The following is a 19,736-nucleotide window of genomic DNA, read 5'->3' on the forward strand; positions in this document are numbered from 1 at the left end:
CTAGGGAACGCGCACCAAGAGAGAGGGCAGATGGTAATTAAGAGTTATTTTCTTGCTCCATATAGTTCATTAACCAATTGGCGGCTGTAGCTCTACGAGTTTGTCGGGGGCCAAATTCTCCTATTTTGTAGCCTTGAAAACCCAATTTTTCTTTGAGTAATTGCTTATTTTCCTTGGGAATAGAACGAGTGAGCTTGACTGTCGGCGGACGATTGGCAATGAAATCTGGAGGTGTGGGATAAGCTTCGCGCCATTCGTCGGCTACTCGAAAATTTTCCCAGCTACTGGTTGCCTCATCATAGCGATATCCTAAATAATGCCAAACCAGTCTATTGACCGTTTCATCTGAAATTTCTTCCTTGAGAATTGACCAAATAGTATCGTAATTCAGCGGAGGTAAGGTAGTCATTATCTATTTTTCAGGTTAGAGCCTAACTGTCTATTAGTAAGTGTAATGGGAATGTTGATTAATAAATTCAAAATACATAATATCGAGATTGAAGTTGTCGAGTCAAAAAAAGCTATGGGTCTGCGAGCAGCAGAGATGATTGCTGAAAGGATGCTCGCGAAAAATGATATCGTCCTAGGTCTATCTACAGGAAGTACCCCATTGCCTGTATATGCGGCCTTAATTGCCTTTTATACCAAAAAGATGATTTCTTTTAAGGATGTCAAGACTTTCAATTTAGATGAATACTATCCCATAGAGCCTTCAAACAAACAAAGCTATCAATATGCAATGAAGCGAGATCTGTTTTCTCAAATCGACATTCCCCCAGAAAACATCCATTTTCCAGATTGCCTGATAAGTGATTCTCCTGTTAAAGCCAGTCGAAATTACGAGCATTTGATTGCAAAATCCGGGGGAATTGATTTGCTATTGGGGGGAATTGGTCAGAATGCTCATATTGGGTTTAATGAACCTCCGGCGCAAAGTGATTCTCGAACCAGATTGATTGAACTTACTGAGGAAACACGAAAAATTAATTCTCGATTTTTTGCAACCATAGAAGAAGTTCCCCAATATGCCATCACCATGGGTCTGGGGACTATATTAGATTCGAAAGAAATTATATTATGTGCTTCTGGCACTGCAAAATCGGAAACAATTTATAAGGCGCTGTGGGAAAAACCGAATCCTAATGTGCCAGCTACTTATCTCCAAAATCATCAAAATTGTCGATTTATCTTGGAGCGAGCTGCGGCTGGTCGAATCTTGGATTAATGTCAGCTCTGTTGAAGATAAGTAATCAAAATGAAAAGTATGACAAACTATTAACTCGGCTGTAGTGCGATTTTGTTTCTTGTACTAGACTTAAATGTAATTTAGCGAATCTATAGTCAAAATTATTACTACTTTAAATACTTTAAGTAACAAAGAGCTCTCCTGAATTAATGACAAGACTATCTTTTATTCCGAGGAATCTCAGAATATACATTCCGATCTTGCTTTTCCTGTTGGCGATTATTGCTGCACTTAGCATTCCTCAGCTGCGATCGCCGCAAGTCGATTCTACTGTAGAACCTGTTGTTGAATTAGTTGCCTTGCGCAGTGAGCCGATTGTCCCGATCCCTCTGGAACTGGAATTAGATCAAAAGAGAGTAGCTCTTGGCGATCGCCTGTTCCATGACCCAGCGCTTTCGAGTAACGATACGATTTCCTGTGCCACCTGCCACAGAATAGATCAAGGGGGCACTGATGGCCTCGCTTTTTCCCAGGGCATGCTGGGGGCGAATACAGGGTTAAATTCGCCAACAGTTTTCAATAGTGGATTTCACTTTCGTTTCAACTGGGATGGCCGAGCAGAAACCTTGGAAGATCAGATCGATGGGCCGATTACGGCAGAAAAAGAAATGGGTGGCATGAGTTGGCCTGATGTGGTCAACAAACTATCACAAGCTCCTGAATATCTCAGTTCTTTCAATGAGATTTATCCAGAAGGAATTACCGAAGCTAACATTAAAGATGCGATCGCGATTTTTCAGCATTCCCTCTACACTCCCAACGCGCCCTTCGACCAATATTTGCGAGGCAATGATGACGCGATCTCAGATCGCGCCAAAGAAGGATATAGCCTCTTCAAATCCTACGGCTGTGTGACTTGTCACCAAGGAATGTTGGTGGGGGGCAATATGTTCCAAACCTTGGGGGTTTTCGGTGACTATTTCGCCGATCGCGGGAATATCACAAAAGCTGATTTAGGCAGATATAACGTGACTCAAGATGATTTGGATCGCTATGTTTTCAAAGTCCCTAGCCTCCGGAATATCACCCTGACCGCACCCTATTTTCATGATGGCAATCCCAAAACTCTGGATCAGGCAATCAAGCTGATGGGCAAATATCAGCTAGGAGTAGATATCCCCCAACAGGATGTTGACTTAATTATGCATTTTCTGAGATCTTTGACAGGTGAGTACCAAGGTCAGCCATTGTAATAAGTTAAGTATTTTATAAATTGAGAATCCCTTACTATTTTTTTTGATTAACTGAAGGCGAGAGGTTGCTGTGACGAGTTTCGACGACAATCAAACAGGCAGAAAATTCCTGGCTACTTCTACTACTGAAAAACTGCTACTGGCATTTACAGTGCTGTTAATTTTGTTGAGTTCAGTTTATTTAATTAGTAAAAGTCTGACCCTAAATTTTGGGCAGTACCAGCAATATCGCAGCGCGATCGTTGAGTTACAAGAACAAGATTCTATCTTTAATCAGGAAATTCTCAAGTCTAGATATGAACTATTTGCTGATTACGATCCTTTAGTTAGAAGTCTGGCAACACAAAAGACTATTGCTGCTCGACTACAAGATATTCCCGATTTGGGATTTTCTGATGAAAGACAAGCAATTGAGCCAATTCTCTCTGAAATTAGAACCTCGCTGGAAAACCGAGAAAATCTGAGCGAAAGATTCAAATCCCGCAATGCCTTGCTGAAAAATTCCCTGCGTTATTTGCCTCTTTTGACCACAAAACTAGAAGCCAAATTTGAGGCCCAAGAACAAGCTCAAATTTTGACTAGCGAGCAAATTTCCTCTTTGAGAACTACTCTTAATAGTCTGATTCGTAATTTATTACTATATAATGTGGCCGCGGAGGAAAAGCTGGAATCGGACATCACGGCATTATCTCAAAGGCTTGCCCAACTCGATGTCCAGTACGAACTGAGCGAGGAGCAATTTCCCACCGAAATAGTTAAATCCCATGCCAACATTATCCTGAAACTCAAGCCTCAGATTGAACAATTAACCGCGCAACTCCTAGAGCCCCTAGATCAATATACGAAGAGCCTCGAAGCAACCATTGACAATAGCTATCAACAGGCAGTTGACGAAGTTGGGGTCTATCGTCTGCTAACTCTTTTCTGGTTTCTCATGCTGCTGATTGTTGCTAACTATTTCCTGCTGAAGAGATGGCAGCAAATCAACCCAGGTTTGTCTAGATACAAAAAGCAAATAGGTAAACTGACAGCAGTTTTAACCGAGCTCTCCCAGTCACAACAGGTTGCCTCTGAAACTGACAACCCATCTGGATTGACCTCTGATAGTAGCGATCAGCTGCCCGATCACCTCTGGTCCCCTGGCGATGCCAGCTTAGCAACTCTGGCTACAGTGCCTTCAGCAGCATCAAAATCTGAACTGGTCGCCTTAGCAGATCGCCCAGATGAATTAGGTCAATTGGCGCAGAGAGTTCAGGACATAGTAGGGAAAAGAGTTGAGAGTGAACAAGTTGCTGATGATGAAAAATCTCTGGCTTCTTTAACTGCTTGTTTGACCTTAATAACTCAAAATCGACAAAGGATGATTAGCCCAACGACAATAGAATCTCTCAAAAATCTCTTTGAGCAGGCGCTAAAGACTTGGGGCTGCCAACTAATTGATCTTCAGGGAAGTCTCGAACAGGTGCAGATTATCTTTAGCTACCCGCCTCAGGTTCAGCTATTACCCTTAGTCGCCCAGCTAAAAGCAGTATCGGCTTCTTACCTGGAGCAAAATTTGGGAGATATCATTACCAACATCAACCATGAAAATCAGATTTGGAGTAGTTCTTATGCCCTCCATAGCTGCGACGTTCCCAGCTCGATGATAACTGAGCAGTCAAGCATAACCAGTAATAAATGACTAATAGACTAATGATTGAGGAGTGAACATAGGTGGCAATTGTAAATAGATTTAGTATCAAGTCCCGACTCATGGTTTTGCTGTTACTTGTGAGTTTGGGTTCGGTTTTGACAACGGGGATTTTGAGCTGGTTACGATTTAGAAAGTCATTCGAAACCAGAACTTTTGCCCAACTAACTAGTATCAGAGCTTCCAAGGCCAATGAGATTGAGTCTTATTTGAGAAATTTGCGCAGTCAAGTCGAGATTCTGAGCGCCGATCGCATGGTGGTTTCGGCAATGGTGGAGTTAAACTCAGCCTACCAAGAACTGCAAAATCAGGTTATCCCAACGGATTGGGCCAAGAAAATTGAGGATTTTTATGCCAAAGATTTTTTCCCCAGACTTGCTGAAACCACCCAAGAAGAACAGACTTTGTCTAACTACCGCCCGACAAAGCAGGTAGCTCAATATCTCCAGTATCACTACATTGCCAACAATTCTTTGCCCTTTGGCGAAAAGAAAAACCTCGCTGATGCCCAGGATAAGAGCGACTATAGTAAATTTCATAGTCAATATCATCCCATTTTCCGGGATATTAGCGAAAAGTTTGGCTATGATGATTTGTTTCTCATTGATTTTAATACCGAAGAAATTATCTATTCTGTGGAGAAAGAAACCGATTTTGCCACAGGTCTTCAACGCGGGCCCTATCGACGGAGTAATCTAGCGACAGTAGTTGAATCTGTCAAGGACAATCCAGGGCAAGGTTTTGTTCAAGTGGTGGATTTTAAACCCTATGCTGCTTCTTTGGGCGCGCCGGCTGCCTTCTTTGCCTCGGCGATTTATAATGGCCCCCATATTGTGGGGATTGTGGCAATCCAATTGCCCGTTGATGAACTGAATAATATTTTGACGAGTAACGAACAATGGGATGGGTTGGGGGAAACAGGAGAAGTCTATCTGGTGGGGGCCGATTCTTTGATGAGATCGCTTTCGCGATCGCTAATCCAAAACCCCGAAGGATACGAAGCCAGTTTGCGAGATGTCGGTTTATCCGATCGCAATATTGATTTAATCAAAAATTTAAACACCTCAATTCTGCTCCAACCTGTCAAAACTAAAGCCTCCAGCTCTGCGATCGCAGGAGTTGCCGGGACGGGTGTTATGGATAACTATCAGGGTATTTCCGTGCTGAGCTCCTATGAAGGACTAAAAATTGAAGGGCTAGAATGGGGCATCATTGCCGAAGTCAACTTTGCCGAAGCCTTTGAGCCTTTGTATGGGCTGCAAACATCTTTAATTATCCTGGCTGCGATTATTCTCCTATTAGTTATTTTGCTGTCTAATATCGCAGCCCAAAATTTTGTCAAACCGCTGCAAACTCTGATTAATGCTACTTCTCAAGGAGAAGAGGGGCAAATGGCATCACCGATAAATTGGGACAGAAAAGACGAATTCGGTCAGTTAGGGCAAGCTCTCAATAGCATGTTAGACAAAATTGCGGGACAAAGCAAACTACTTGTTAGTAAAGATAGCGAGAATAAAGCTCTCCTGTTAAATTTTTTACCGGATGTTGTGGTAGCTAGAGTCAAGCAAGGAGAATCAGAGATTGCCGATGCCGTGACCCAAGTTACTGTGCTATGGGCTAGCATCACTGGTCTGAATAAGCTTTCTGGGCACAAGTCAACTCGGGAAGTCGCAACTATTTTAAACCAATTAGTCAATGCCTTTGATGAGCAGGCTGAACAATATGGCGTTGAAAAACAAAACACCATAGGAGCCAATTATGTCGCTGTTTGTGGTTTATCCAGAGCCTATTTAGACCAAATAGATCGCACCGTCAATTTTGGCCTGAGAATGCTAGAAACTCTGCAACAGATTAATCAGCAACATCAGGTGCATCTTGGATTGCGCATCGGAATTCATTCTGGGGCTATGATGGCAGCGATTATCGGCACCCAAAAATTCTCCTATCACCTTTGGGGAGAAACGGTCAAGGTTGCCGCCAATCTCAATAGTAAAGCAGGACTGGGGCTCAACAGCATTGTCGTTACCCAACCGATATTTACAAGCTTGAGCGAGCAACATCTGTTTATTCCCCATCGCTCAGTTGAGATTGAAGATCTCGGACAATTGGCAACTTGGCTTTTGGTGACGCGAACAGGGGTCTTTGACGAGCAAATAGACATAGTTAAAACTTCATTTAACGATCTCCTGCCAGAGGCTGATTCTCTAGCTAAAATTTTTTACGAGCAACTATATGAAATGGCCCCCTCAGTACGCTCAATGTTTAAAGGAGAGCCGCACCAACGACAACAACAATTGCTATATGTCTTACAGAGCGCTGTTAAAGGATTGAGTAATTTAGAAGAACTAGTTCCGAAGGTGCAGGATTTCGGCCGCAGATATGTGGGTCATCGGGTCAAGGAAAAAGATTACGAGAATGTAGGGGAAGCCTTACTCTGGAGTTTGAAACAAAAACTGGGGCAGGATTTCACCCCAGAAGTCCAAAAAGCTTGGGCAGCTGTCTATAACTTGCTCAGTGGAGTGCTCAGTAGATAACGAGAATAATCTCCATTTATTCGCTAGCCAATTTGGTAAATCCAAACTTGAAGTTGAACCCCAGTTTCTTTCTTTAAATGACAGAGAAAGGGTTCTGTTGCTTCTACTTTTTTCCATTTACCAGCAGATTCTAATGCGGTTAGCTTAGATTCAAAATTACTATTTTGATAATGACCAACAGAGACGGTAAAAACAATATATCCTCCAGGCTTGGTAATCCGAATTAGCTCATCAAAAGCATCACTTCCAACATGACCATAGGTAAATACCCCAACACTGATCACAGAATCAAAAAAAGCTGTAGAAAAATCTAGTTGTTCTCCTAAAGTTCCCTGGTGAAGAGCTTTGTAAACATTTTTTTGTTCTGCCTGCTGCAACATCCCTGGCGACATATCCATCGCTTCGATATTTTGGAACCCACGCTGAGCCAGAAATTCTCCTACCAAACCTGTACCTGCTCCAGCATCTAAAATTCTGGCATCCGTTGGCACATATTTAACTAAAACATCTACCGCTTGCTCTGGACCAATATAACCAAATTGATCGTCTAAATCCTTTTCATAGTCTTGCGCCCAAACATCATAGCGTTCGGTTAATTCCTGATTGTTTTGGGAACTATATACCCACTGAACTTTGTCTGTTGCACTCATATTTTTGTTCCTCTTTTTGTTCCTGAGATAGTTTTTCTGATGACTTAAACTAAATTAATTGCTTTAGATAAAGAAGCTCGTAGCTTATCTGCTAAAACTTGCACTTGTGGTTCTTGGAGCATAGTGAAATGATTACCTGGTATAGTTTGAAGTTCCACTGCGTTGGCAGAAAGTTTTTGCCAACCCCAACTAGGATCGGTGACAGACATTGCTAAATCTGGTAAATAATTGCCGATCGCACCTAACTCTTTAGCTCTAATAACGACAATCGGAGTTGCTCCTATCTTTTCGGGCACATAACTAACACTAGCTTGAGTATTAGCTTTATATACGTCTAAAATTCTTGTCAGTTCAGATTGAGTTAAATTATGGCCTTGTTCACCTAATTTAATAGCCAACTCATCGATTAATTCCATCATATTTTTAGCAGACTGAACTTTACTACCTAAATTGAAATTAGTCTCAAAAATACCTTGATAGAATTTAGCTAATTCCACAACATGTTTTTTGTCATCCCAATTAGCTGCTTGTTTTTCCACGGGAGGCGCTTCTACCTGAACATCGATAATCGCTAACCAAGAAACTTCACGACCCAAATTATTTAACTGCCGAGCCATTTCATAAGCTACTTTCCCGCCAAAGGAATAACCGAGGATTTGTAATGCTCCCTGAGGCTGTATCTTTTGCAAAATTTGCACATTATGATTAGCGATCGCAGTAATTTGAGAATGGGGAATTTCACCCTCTTCTTGTCCGAGATAACGTAAACCATAAACAGGTTGGTTTTCTCCTAAAGATTTGGCTAAAGGATAAAGGTCAAACAGACTGCCCAGAATTCCCGGAACTAAAAATATAGGCGCTTTAGAGCCTTTGGGTTGAATTGGGACTAAAGTTATGTCGCTATCGGCAGGCTTTAATTCTTGCTTCTCTTCTGATTCTAAAACTTGAGAAGCTAGATATTCTAATAATGTTTCAGTGGTTGGATAGTCAAAAAACAGAGTAGAGCGCAGAGAACATGACAAACTAGACTGCAAATGATTTCGTAGTTCAATTGACATTAAAGAATCTAATCCCCAATCAATTAACCTTGCTGAAATATCTAATTTCTGTGCAGATTTTAATCCTAGGGTTTTTGCAATTAGAGTGCAAACATGATTAGAGAGTAATTTTTGCTGGTTTTCAACGGTCGTTTTGGCTAGTTGCTGACGAAAAGTTAAACTAGGCTTCTTAATGAGTGATCGCGCTGATTCTTGTTTTAAATCTTTAAAGAAATTTGCATCGGACCAGGATTCTTCTGAGAATAATGACCAATCAATCGGCACAAATCCTACTTGAGTGGGCTGTTCTTGGAGTAATCTATCAAGGATTTGTAGACCTTGTTTAGCTGTTATCGACCCGATGCCTGTATTTTCTAAGCGATCGAGCACCTGAAGATTACGAGAAGCTAATCCGATATTTGCCCAAACTGCCCAATTAATAGCTAATGCTGACAATCCTTGAGAGCGGCGATAGGCAGCAAAACTATCGAGAAAACTATTTGCTGCTACATAATTACTATGTCCAGCCGAACCTAACAATGAAGCAATAGAAGAAAAGACAACAAAGAAATCTAAATCACAAGCTGCTGAACAAGTGTGTAAATTCCAAGAACCTTGAACTTTGGGAGCTAAAACCTTCGCAAATTTATCCCAAGTTAAATTTCTGACTATCCCATCATCAGTTGTTCCCGCTGCCTGGATAATACCTTTTAATGGTGGCAGGGTTTTCTTGATTTGCTTAAATACAGAGTCTACCTGCTCATGATTGGCAATATCTGCTTGGGTTACAATTACTTTCACTCCTAACTGTTGTAGTTTATCTAATTGAGTGATTGCAGTGGATTTAGGATGACTTCTTCCTAATAAAACAAGATGAGTTGCCCCTTTATCTACTAACCAATTGGCAACTTTTAAACCAATATCGCCTAAACCACCAGCAATTAAATAGGTGCTATCTTGCTTAATTGTGAGTGATTCACCATTAGTTGCGCTCTTTGAGTGGCGTTTTAATCGGGAAACATAGCGAATGTTATTGCGCCAAGCAATTTGATCTTCAATATCTTGTGAGTTAGCAATAGCAGAAGCTTGAATTTCTGACCAAAGAATCTTAACTGCATCTTCTTTCTCTTGAGGATCTAAATCTAACCTGACACAATTTAATTCGGGATGTTCAGCTGCGATCGCTTTACCTAAACCCCAGAGCGGAGATTGAGCAATTCCTGTTACTGGATATTTTGCTACTGCTTGAGTTCCTTGGGTGACTAACCATAATGAAGGTGGATCATTATCTATTCCCAACAGAGCTTGAACTAAATGCAATGTACTACCACAACCCAGTTGCGAAGATTGACTGATATCTTCTGTCAGTTCGGGTTTAGCTATATCTATGCTCCATAAATGTATTATTCGGTTAGGAGCTGGCAAATCAGTAACGAGCTGCTGAAAATGTTGAGGATTATAGGGATCGATATGGAATTCGTTTGCCTCAACTTGCTGATATTCCTGAGCAGGAAAAACTAAAGTACAAGATTGATTTTGCGCTTGTAACTTTTTCGCTAATTTTTCTCCAATTCCTTGAGTATCAGCTAAAATCAACCAATTTTGAGTATTTGTATTCGCAACAATTTTAGTTGAATCTAGTTTTTTAGGTTGCCATTCTATTTGATATAATGCATTTTCTAAGTTTAAATCCTGCTTGGAATTTTGCTTTTTGTTGTTCTGTCCATTGCCATTAGTAAAGGACATTCCGCCATTACGATACCAATCAGGAGCTTCGACCCAATAACTTTCTCTTTGGAAAGGATAAGTCGGTAAAGCTGTGCGATATCTTGTGTAATCACGATCAAAACCAACCCAATCGATCGCGATTCCCTGAAGATACAGTTGTATCAAACTATTTAAGATTTGTTCCCAATTATCAAGATCGCTTCTCAAACTGGGCAACCATAAACCTTGATGCTCAGGTAGACAATAACGACCCATTCCTAAAAGAATTGGTTTTGCTCCAATTTCAATTAAAATCTCTGTTCCCAGAGAATTTAGACATTGCATACTATCGGCAAATCTCACTGCTTGTCTGACATGACGACACCAATATTCCGCTTTAGTAACTTCTTTGGTTGCGATCGCTCCTGTAACGTTAGAAATTAATTGAATCTGAGGTTGATTAAAGTTAATTGTCTGAGCAACTTGCTCAAAATCAGCTAACATCGGTTCCATCATATGGGAGTGGAATGCATGAGAAACCGTTAATTGCTTAGTTTTAACTCCTTTGGCTTGTAAAGTCTGATTAATTGCTTCAATAGCTGCTTTATCTCCTGAAACCACTACACTTTGAGGCCCGTTGATTGCGGCAACAGATACTTTTTGTTTGTAGGGTTCAATAACTGCGATCGCGTCTTTTTCGGAAGCTAACATCGATAACATTGCTCCGTCTTGAGGTAATGCTTGCATCAATCTGCCTCTTGCCGCAATGATTCTTAACCCATCTTCTAAACTAAACACTCCAGCAAGACAGGCTGCCACATATTCTCCGACACTGTGACCCATCACTACATCTGGTTTGATACCCCAAGATATCCAGAGTTTAGCTAAGGCGTATTCAATGGCAAAGATAGCTGGTTGAGTATATTTGGTTTGGTTAATCTCATTATTAGTGGCTTCTCCGAAGAGAATCTCTTGCAAAGGTTTTTCTAATTCAGATTCTAGAATTTCAGCACAGCGATCGATTGTTGCCTGGAAACTAGGTTTCGTTTCGTATAACTGGCGACCCATATTAAGATATTGAGAACCTTGTCCCGTAAACAGAAAAGCTGTTCTAGCTGAGACTGGTTGTTTAACCTGGCTAGTATTTAGTAGCTCAAAATCTTGTAATTGCGCTTGTAACTCTTGCTGAGAAGTTCCAATGACTGCTAAACGATGTTCAAAATGTTGGGTTCCTGTATTAGCCGTAAAACAGATATCAGCTAGATCTGCCTTGGGCTCGGAGGCTAAATAACTAGCATATTTTTTTACCAACTCATGTAAGGCGCGATCGCTTTTCGCCGATAAAGTCAGGACATGCTGTGATCGATCGCTATTCCCTGTTCCCTGTTCCCTATTCCCAACAAATGGTGATTCTTCTAACACAACATGGGCATTCGTTCCTCCCATTCCAAAAGAACTAATTCCAGCTCGGCGAGGAGTTCCATTGCGTTCCCAGGTGCTAAGTTCAGTATTAACGAAGAAGGGACTATGGGCAAAATTAATATTAGGATTAGGTTTTTGGAAATGTAACGTGGGAGGAATTTGCTTGTATTTAAGCGCTAATACGGTTTTGATTAGCCCAGCAATTCCTGCGGCTTCGATTAAATGTCCGATATTAGTTTTAACTGAACCTAGAGCACATTTTTGTTTATCGGTTGCACCAAAAGCTTGAGTTAAAGCAGCAATCTCGATCGGATCTCCTAAAGCTGTTCCTGTTCCATGGGCTTCCACATAACTGATACTGCTAGCATCTACTGCCGCGCGATTTAGTGCTTGACGAATCACTTCTGTTTGTCCTTCAACACTGGGAGCGGTATAACCAATTTTGTCACTACCATCATTATTAATCGCTGAACCTTTAATCACAGCGTAAATATTGTCTCCATCTTCTAGCGCTTTGCTCAAACTTTTCAGGACAATAATTCCTACTCCATCACCAAAAACTGTACCCTGGGCATCAGCATCAAAAGCACGACAATGACCATCGGGCGAGAAAATCATGTCTTGTTGATATAAATAGCCTGTTTTCTGAGGCACTCCAATGGAAATTCCGCCCGCTAATGCCATATCGGATTCGCCAGAGATAATACTTTGACAAGCCATATGAACTGCGACCAAAGAAGTAGAACAAGCTGTTTGGACATTGACACTAGGACCTTGCAAATCTAATTTATAGGAAACTTTGGTGGGGAGAAAATCACCGCCATTAGCTAGTCTGACTTGTAGATCAAATGCAGAACCTAAGAATGTTCTTTGTGGGGAAAACTTACGGTTAGGATGAACGTTATTGATCAAATAGGTATTCATTCCTGAACCAGCAAAGACGCCAATCGTTTGTTCTTGATCTGACCCTGCATAGCCTGAAGTTTGTAAAGCTTCCCAGGCACATTCGAGGAAAATACGTTGTTGTGGGTCCATAATCTCGGCTTCTTTCGCACTATAACCGAAGAAAGAAGCATCAAATAAATCAATATCTGGTAGATTCGCACCTGCTTTAACATAATTGGGATCGCTTAAGACATTGCGATCGCCTACTTGCAATTCTGCATCCTCAAAGAAGGATACCGATTCAATACCTTCTCGTAGATTTTGCCAAAATTCATCAATATTATTGGCTCCAGGAAAACGACAGGAAATCCCAATGATTGCAATATCTGATTTGCGATCTCGGCTTGGTCGAGGCGCTGTGCTTTTATTTTCTGATTGCTCAACAGTCTCTGTTTTAGGGCTAGATTCACTTTTGCCTAAATGTTCAGCTAATTTCTTAATTGTCGGATACTGGAACAGCGTAACAATCGAAATTTCTGGAGCCAAGGTTTGAGTTAGCCGATGGTGAACTTGGGTCAGCAGTAGCGAATTTCCCCCTAATTCAAAGAAACTATCATTAATACCTATAACATCTAACTGCAATACTGATTGCCAGACCTCAGCGATCTCTTGCTCTAATTCTGATTGGGGCATTACTAAGGCAGTTGCCAAATCTGGTCGAGATTTTTCAGGAGCAGGTAACGCCTTGCGATTAATCTTGCCATTATCTGTTAATGGCATTTGTTCTAAACTAACAAGAGCACTAGGAACCATATAGTGCGGTAATGCTTCTTGTAAATAAAATCTTAATTCGGACTCTAAAGTATCAACAACTTCTGCTTGCAAAGGATTATTGGCATAGGCTGCCCAAACTTTTGTCAATTCGGGCGGACTAATACAAGGGGAGTAGGAATTAGCAAGCTTATTATGTACGAAAAATACATCGTAACAATCTTTGGCTTCGGAACCCGACCAGTCAATAGTAACTTGATAGGGTAATTCGTCACTTAAATGCCACCAATCATCAGGTTCTACACCTCTATTGAGTTGTGCCAGTTTTTCTTTCAGCTCCCCTACTGTCAAAGAAGGATCTTTATCAATTAGTTTTAACAATCCAATCTTTTCAACTAGACGAGAATTCGGCACAGCTTGTACCGCCAATATTTCCGGTTGCTCTTGTTCTAAAATTTCAACTACCGCAGCGAGGCTTAAATTCTTTTCTTGCCAGTCTAGGAATTGAGGTTCTGCTTCAAGATTTTCTTGATTAGTTTCTTGCCCTAAATGCAAGATCGCATCATAGCGAAATTCAGACATTTCATTATGATACTGTCCTTGCCGTAACTGAATTTGAACATCGCTAACTTGCGGCAAATATTGACCTAAAGCTCTAAAGAAACCGGGATCAATTGTCAGTTGTCCTTCTTGAGCTAACGCTTTATCCACTCGTTGCTGTAACTGCTCACCGGTCGTTTCATCCGAGGCTCTATGGATTTGAATCGATGCTTTAAACGCTTCTTGCAAAGGAAAACTGGGAACATCACCGATAAAAATTGTGCCCCCTGGTTTTAATAACTTAGCTGCCGTTTCAATAAGTTCAGCTAGATAGTCAATTCCTGGGAATAACTGGACGACCGAATTAATAATTAAAGTATCAAATTCTCCTTCCTGAACATCAGCGATCGCTTTATCGGCATATCCCTGACGTAGATCAACTCCTGACCAATCACCTTCTAGATTGTTCATCTGGGTTTCAATATATTGCAAAGCTTGAGAGGCAATATCTACGCCACAATAGGTTTCACAATGAGGTGCCACTCGAAATAATAGCATTCCTGTCCCACAACCAATTTCTAGGACTCGTTTTGGTTTGCAGTCTAAAATTCTCTCGATTGTGCCAGCTAACCATTCACGCATCTGTTCGGGAGGAATTGGTTTTCCATCGTAACTATCATTCCAACCATTAATATTAAAAGTTGGGTCAGCTTCTGATTGTTCCTGACTATAGGCAAGATCCCATAATTCCTGCCATTGCTCCTGAATCGCTTGAGCTTGTCTTTCTTTAAGCGCATCATCACCTTGATATTTTTGCTCAGGGACAACATAGGCAACTAGCCGCTTATCCCCAACTGAGTTATCACTTCTAGCGACTACAACACTTCGCTCTACTCCAGGATGTCGATTTAAGACCGATTCAATTTCTCCTAATTCAATACGAAATCCTCGTACCTTAACCTGATTATCAATCCGACCGAGAAAATCAATATTGCCATCGGGGAGATATCTTGCTAGATCCCCAGTTCGGTAAATGCGGGAGTAGGGTGTGGGGAATGGGGTGTTGGGGCTTTGGGGATTTGGGGTGTCTAGCCTTCTGCCTTCAAAAAAAGGATTGGGAATGAATTTTTCTCGGGTTAATTCAGGTCGATTACGATAACCTCTGGCTAGAGCGACTCCGCCAATATACAGCTCTCCAGTTACACCTATGGGAACTGGTTGCAGTTGATCATCGAGAATATAAGTTTCCGTATTCGCGATCGCTCTTCCAATCAATTCTGGAGCATCTTTATTTTCCAAATCATCAGATTTGGGGGGGACTTGATAAACTGTTGACCAAATTGTGGTTTCTGTCGGCCCATACATATTCCACAATTCAATTCCTTTAGCCAACAACCGCTCTGCCAGTTCTGAAGGTAAAGCCTCCCCTCCACAAAGCACTTTAAGTCCTGGCTTGCCTTCCCAATCTGCGGCTAATAATAAATACCAAGTTGCAGGAGTTGCCTGCATTACTGTTATTCTAGCTTCGTCAATTAACTTGGCAAGGAGCATTCCTGAGACTGACACTTCTCGACTAGCCAAAACAACCTTGGCTCCGACAATTAAAGGTAAATATAGCTCTAGCCCAGCAATATCAAAGGAGATAGTAGTTACGGCGAGAAAAGTATCTTGCTCTCGCAAGCCAGGTTGCCGACTCATGGAGACTAGGAAATTGACTACTCCTTGATGGGCTATTTGCACACCCTTGGGTTTGCCTGTAGAGCCAGAAGTATAGATGATATAGGCTAAATTTTGTGGTGTTTTTTCCTGATGAAGATTATTATGCGGCTGCTCGGCGATCGCGTCCCAGTCATGATCTAGACAAACTAAGTTAATCTCTTGTTTTAGCTCTGGAGGCTGAATTACATTTAGCTCTAAATAAGTTACTAAATCTCCCTGGGTTAAAATAATTTCGACTTCTGCATCTTCTAGCATATAGGCCAAACGGTCTCGGGGATAGCTAGGATCTAAGGGGACATAAGCTGCTCCAACTTTGAGAATTGCGAGAAGTCCGATCACCATCTCCAGCGATCGCTCAATACAAATTCCGACTAAGGTTTCGGCTCCCACTTCCAGAGATCGCAAATAACGAGCTAGTTGGTTAGCTTTGTAATTTAATTCTTGATAGGTTAATTTTTCCGCTCCCGAGACGACTGCGATGGCATTGGGTGTTTTGTTGACTTGTTGCTCAAACAAATGATGGATACATTTATCTCGGGGATAGTCTTGCTGAGTATTGTTCCACTCCCATAATAGTTGCTGTTGTTCTGCATTAGTCAATAAAGGCAGACTGGCTAAATCTTGTTCTGGGTTGGCAATTAATCCAGCCAACAAATTTTGCACATGTCCCAATAGTCTTTCTATTGTCGTTGCCGCAAATAATTCCCCATTGTATTTACAGTTTAGGGTTATAGATTGTTTTGTTGGGACAACAAAGATTTTGAGGTCACAATTATTATTTAAGTTATCTATCTGATCTATGTCTTCTAGGCTAATTACGGTATCAGAAAGCTCAAAAGACATCTGACAAGGAACTAACATTACTTGAAAAGGTGATTTATTTTCTAATTCTTCAATTAGTTTGGTGAAGGGATAATCTTGATGTACAGCTGCTTCTTGAACTGTTTGTCTGATTTTTGCAAGTAACTCCCTGGCCGTTAATTGCCCGGCCACCTGAGTTCTTAAGGCGATCAGATTAATGCTTTGCGAACTAGACACTAATTCCGAATTATTCACGGGATTGATGGCAACAGAACCCAAGACAATATCTTCTTGTCTTGTATAACGAAATAATACTCCTTGCAAAGCTCCTAGCAAAGGAATAAATAAAGAGCAGTTCTCTTGTTGAATAAATCCTTGAAGTTGCCCATAAAGTTCTGGGTCAAATTCTATTCCTACTGATTTGATGTTTGACTGGTCTTTCTTGCCATTTGGTGATGATTTATTGGATAATACGGGAAGTGGCTTTGATTGTGCTCTTGAGTGCTTTGTTGGAAGTTCTACAACTGGTAAAGGCGCACTCAATTTTTTTTGCCAATAGACTCTTTTATGATGCGCATTCATTTCTGTGTTATTCCGGCTACTACTTTAGTTTAATAAATTCATAACTTGACTGCGGTGGCTTGATAATTTGTGCTAACTCAGTCTCAGATACTCGAACAATCAATAACAATAAAAAAATTGATATTCTAATGCTCCCCTAATTTACAATCAAAGGTGTAATTTTCAAAATCCTAGCCTTTAGCTTTTGTCTTTTGGATAGGAGGCAATGTTAATAATAAAGGAACAAAGCGATCGCTATGCGACAAGCTTTTAATGGGCTTTTTTAGATCCTGTTTTTTGCAATTAAAAGTTCAAGCTAAATATATTAATTTATATGGATCAATCAATCTTAATTTGGGGAATAGTTGTTATCCTGGGGGTTCCAGGGCTGGCTCTTATATTAATCGAGAGCAAAGGATTTTTTGAGCGGCGCAGAAGTTTATTTGCCCCTGTCGTCAACAAACTTTGGCGTTATGTTTTTCCTTCTGTTGCAATTTTGCTGGTAATGACGCAGCTCTTGAAGCTAAGCACAACAAAGATACCTGTCAAGGTTGTCGAGACTGGGTTCTGGATTGCTGCGATTTTCACCCTGCTTTCTCTAGTCAATGCGATCTTAACCCCGAAAGAGCCATTACCCGGGACGTTTCAGTTTCAAGTTTCGAATATCTTTTTCCAAGCTGCCCGACTCGCAGTGATTGTCCTCCTCTCAGCTCAAGTTTTGGGCAATACCTGGCAAATAGATGTGGGAGGGATCTTCCAAACCCTGGGAGTAGGTTCTGTAGTTATTGCTTTGGCACTTCAGAGTACTATCAGTAACTTAGTTTCTGGTTTGTTACTGCTATTTGCCAAACCTTTTAAAGAAGGGGATTGGATTGAAGTCAATGGCTCCAAAGGCCAGGTAATTGACATCAACTGGCGAGCAGTGACCATAACCAATTATTTTGGCTACAGAGAGATTCTCCCCAATGGCACGATCGCAAATGCGAAAATCACCCGTCATGATCCAATGGCTTGGGACTATATTGAAATGGGATTTTCCTATGATGATCCACCTCATCTTGTGATTCCCGCCTTAGAAAAAATTATTCAAGAGACAGACTCCATCTCCGATCCCTATGTAGGCGTAAAGTCCTATGATGACTCTTCTATTACCTATGAGGTATGGTTTATGGGCGCGATTGGGTTTAAGATTTGGCTGGGAAAAATGGAACTGCTCAAGCGAATTTATTACATGGCTCAGCGAGAAGGCTTTACCATTCCCTATCCTATTAATATGAATTATAAAATTGATATTCCTGAAGGATTACCAGCAAAGATTCCCCAGAAACCCGAGGACGACAATCCAGCAATATCTACTTATTTAAGATCTTTGCCTTATTTTGCGTTTTTCGAGCCAGCCATACTAGAAACCCTGGCCCAGAAAGTAGCTATCAAGCATTATGCCAAGGGAGAACTAATCATTAAAGTGGGAGAGCCGGATGAAGGACTATATATTGTACAAGAAGGCTTGGTGAAGCTTTTTGTCCTAGATATCCGAGGTGAAGAAAAAGAGATTGCTCAGATATCGGCAGGTAGCTTTTTTGGCGAGACTGCACTCTTGCCGGGAGAACTTTCCCCTTTGTCTGCTGTGGCGATGCAAGAAGTTCAAGTCCTAGTGATCGATCATAATTCAGCTCAAAACCTTATCGATCGTAGCCCAAGTTTTGCCCGAGAGATGAATAAGTTTATTGAGGATCGCAAAAGATCTGTGTTTTTTGCTCAAGGTATAGATCAGATCTCGCAACGGCAAACAATTGATAATGGCGATTTTAAGATGCCTTCTCTTCTTGGGAAAGTCATTAAGAAAGATATCTAATTATATTTAAATACTTCTATTATTAAATCTATTATGTTTTTCTTCCGACCTCAGCTTTTTCTTCTTTGCTTGCTTATTTTTTCAACCTCTGGCTGCCAAACTACGCGATCGCGAACTCAGCAATCAGGAAATGAAACCCTAGAAGATCCAGCCATTCAGTTTTCCCAGGATCTAACTTTTCTCGAACCTCCTTCCCAGCGACGCCTCACCGATCCCAGATTTAGAAATCAACAACCAACATCAGAACCAGATTCTCTGGAGTTACCCATTATTAAACCCTTAGAAGTTAAAGGCGATATTGAAATCTCCGGCAGTTCGGATATTAATCCCCTCAATGATCTAATCTATAAGCGATTTGTCAAAGAAGGTTATGCGGGAACCATGAGTGCCAACGGAATTTACTCGAATACGGCAATTAAACTTTTTTGCGAAGAAGCAAAGTTTGACATCATAACCGTATCTCGGCCCATGAATGAGAGCGAAATTGCCACCTGCCAAGCCAATAATCGTCAACCAATTGATTTTCTCATAGCAAAAGATGCTTTAGTTTTTGTAGTACACCGCCAAGATAACTTTGTTAAAAACCTCACCTTTCCCAGGTTAAGAGAAATTTTCCAGGCCGAGAACTGGTCGGATGTCAATTCCAACTGGCCCAATGAATCTATTGAAAGATTTCTGCTACTTCCTGGCAATTTTTTATTCGAGAGGTTTCCCAACGAATTCTCGTCGGAGGAAGAACCAATTATTAATTCGCTCAATACCAATTTTTACAAATTTTATCAACCTCTCAGCCAAGATTTGAGTGCAACTCGCTATGGGGTCGGATATATCAGCTATCCTTATTATCAGTCTAATTCTAAATCTTTAAGGGCTGTTCCCGTTGAAGGTCATCTTGCCAATGTTAAAACAGTTCAGAATGGAGACTATCCTTTTGTTCAGAACATATTTCTCTATGCTGATTTAAATCAACTACCGCAAAAACCTCAAGTTAGTGCTTTCATTAACTTTTATCTAACCCATCTTGACCAAGAGATTGATAAAGTCGGTTATTTACCTTTGAGTGAACAAGAGTTAGACAACTCAAAAGTTAATTGGTTAAAAGCGATGGGAATTGAGAATTGAAAT

Annotated in this window: 9 protein-coding genes; 6 read left to right on the forward strand and 3 right to left on the reverse strand. The window is 41.0% G+C overall.

Annotated features, from left to right (window positions below; translation table 11 throughout):
* Positions 1–37: 37 nt before the first annotated feature.
* Positions 38–409: a DUF1823 family protein gene (locus XEN7305_RS23455; protein ID WP_006512028.1), complete on the reverse strand. Its 372-nt coding sequence runs from the start codon at positions 407–409 to the stop codon at positions 38–40.
* Positions 410–460: 51 nt separating this feature from the next.
* Here XEN7305_RS23455 and XEN7305_RS23460 point away from each other — a divergent pair, with 51 nt between their 5' ends.
* The 4 genes from XEN7305_RS23460 to XEN7305_RS23475 all read left to right on the forward strand — a co-directional run bounded on the left by XEN7305_RS23460 (position 461) and on the right by XEN7305_RS23475 (position 6,663).
* The gene (locus XEN7305_RS23460) at positions 461–1,225 is read left to right on the forward strand and encodes a glucosamine-6-phosphate deaminase (protein ID WP_238569033.1); all 765 of its coding nucleotides are present in this window, start codon (positions 461–463) and stop codon (positions 1,223–1,225) included.
* 170 nt (positions 1,226–1,395) lie between these two features.
* Complete coding sequence (locus tag XEN7305_RS23465; RefSeq protein WP_006512030.1) at positions 1,396–2,439, forward strand: cytochrome-c peroxidase; 1,044 nt, start codon at positions 1,396–1,398, stop codon at positions 2,437–2,439.
* Between the two features lie 70 nt (positions 2,440–2,509).
* Positions 2,510–4,120, forward strand: coding sequence for a DAHL domain-containing protein (locus XEN7305_RS23470; protein WP_006512031.1), 1,611 nt, complete (start codon positions 2,510–2,512; stop codon positions 4,118–4,120).
* 32 nt (positions 4,121–4,152) lie between these two features.
* Positions 4,153–6,663 (forward strand): adenylate/guanylate cyclase domain-containing protein, encoded by a 2,511-nt coding sequence (locus XEN7305_RS23475; RefSeq protein WP_006512032.1) that lies wholly within the window; start codon positions 4,153–4,155, stop codon positions 6,661–6,663.
* Between the two features lie 23 nt (positions 6,664–6,686).
* On the opposite strand, the gene XEN7305_RS23480 is transcribed toward XEN7305_RS23475, so the two are convergent.
* Positions 6,687–7,313 carry a class I SAM-dependent methyltransferase gene (locus XEN7305_RS23480; RefSeq protein ID WP_006512033.1) on the reverse strand — a complete coding sequence of 209 codons (627 nt, stop codon included), beginning with the start codon at positions 7,311–7,313 and terminating at the stop codon, positions 6,687–6,689.
* A gap of 44 nt (positions 7,314–7,357) precedes the next feature.
* Positions 7,358–16,777, reverse strand: a complete 9,420-nt coding sequence (locus XEN7305_RS23485) for a hybrid non-ribosomal peptide synthetase/type I polyketide synthase (protein ID WP_006512034.1) — start codon at positions 16,775–16,777, stop codon at positions 7,358–7,360.
* A 313-nt stretch (positions 16,778–17,090) separates the two neighbouring features.
* On the opposite strand from XEN7305_RS23485, the gene XEN7305_RS23490 reads away from it, so the two are divergent.
* Positions 17,091–18,611, forward strand: a complete 1,521-nt coding sequence (locus tag XEN7305_RS23490; RefSeq protein WP_006512035.1) for a cyclic nucleotide-binding domain-containing protein — start codon at positions 17,091–17,093, stop codon at positions 18,609–18,611.
* Between the two features lie 69 nt (positions 18,612–18,680).
* Positions 18,681–19,733, forward strand: coding sequence for a PstS family phosphate ABC transporter substrate-binding protein (locus XEN7305_RS23495; RefSeq protein ID WP_158500442.1), 1,053 nt, complete (start codon positions 18,681–18,683; stop codon positions 19,731–19,733).
* The last annotated feature ends 3 nt before the right edge of the window (positions 19,734–19,736 follow it).

The sequence above is a fragment of the Xenococcus sp. PCC 7305 genome (assembly GCF_000332055.1).
Lineage (GTDB): Bacteria > Cyanobacteriota > Cyanobacteriia > Cyanobacteriales > Xenococcaceae > Xenococcus.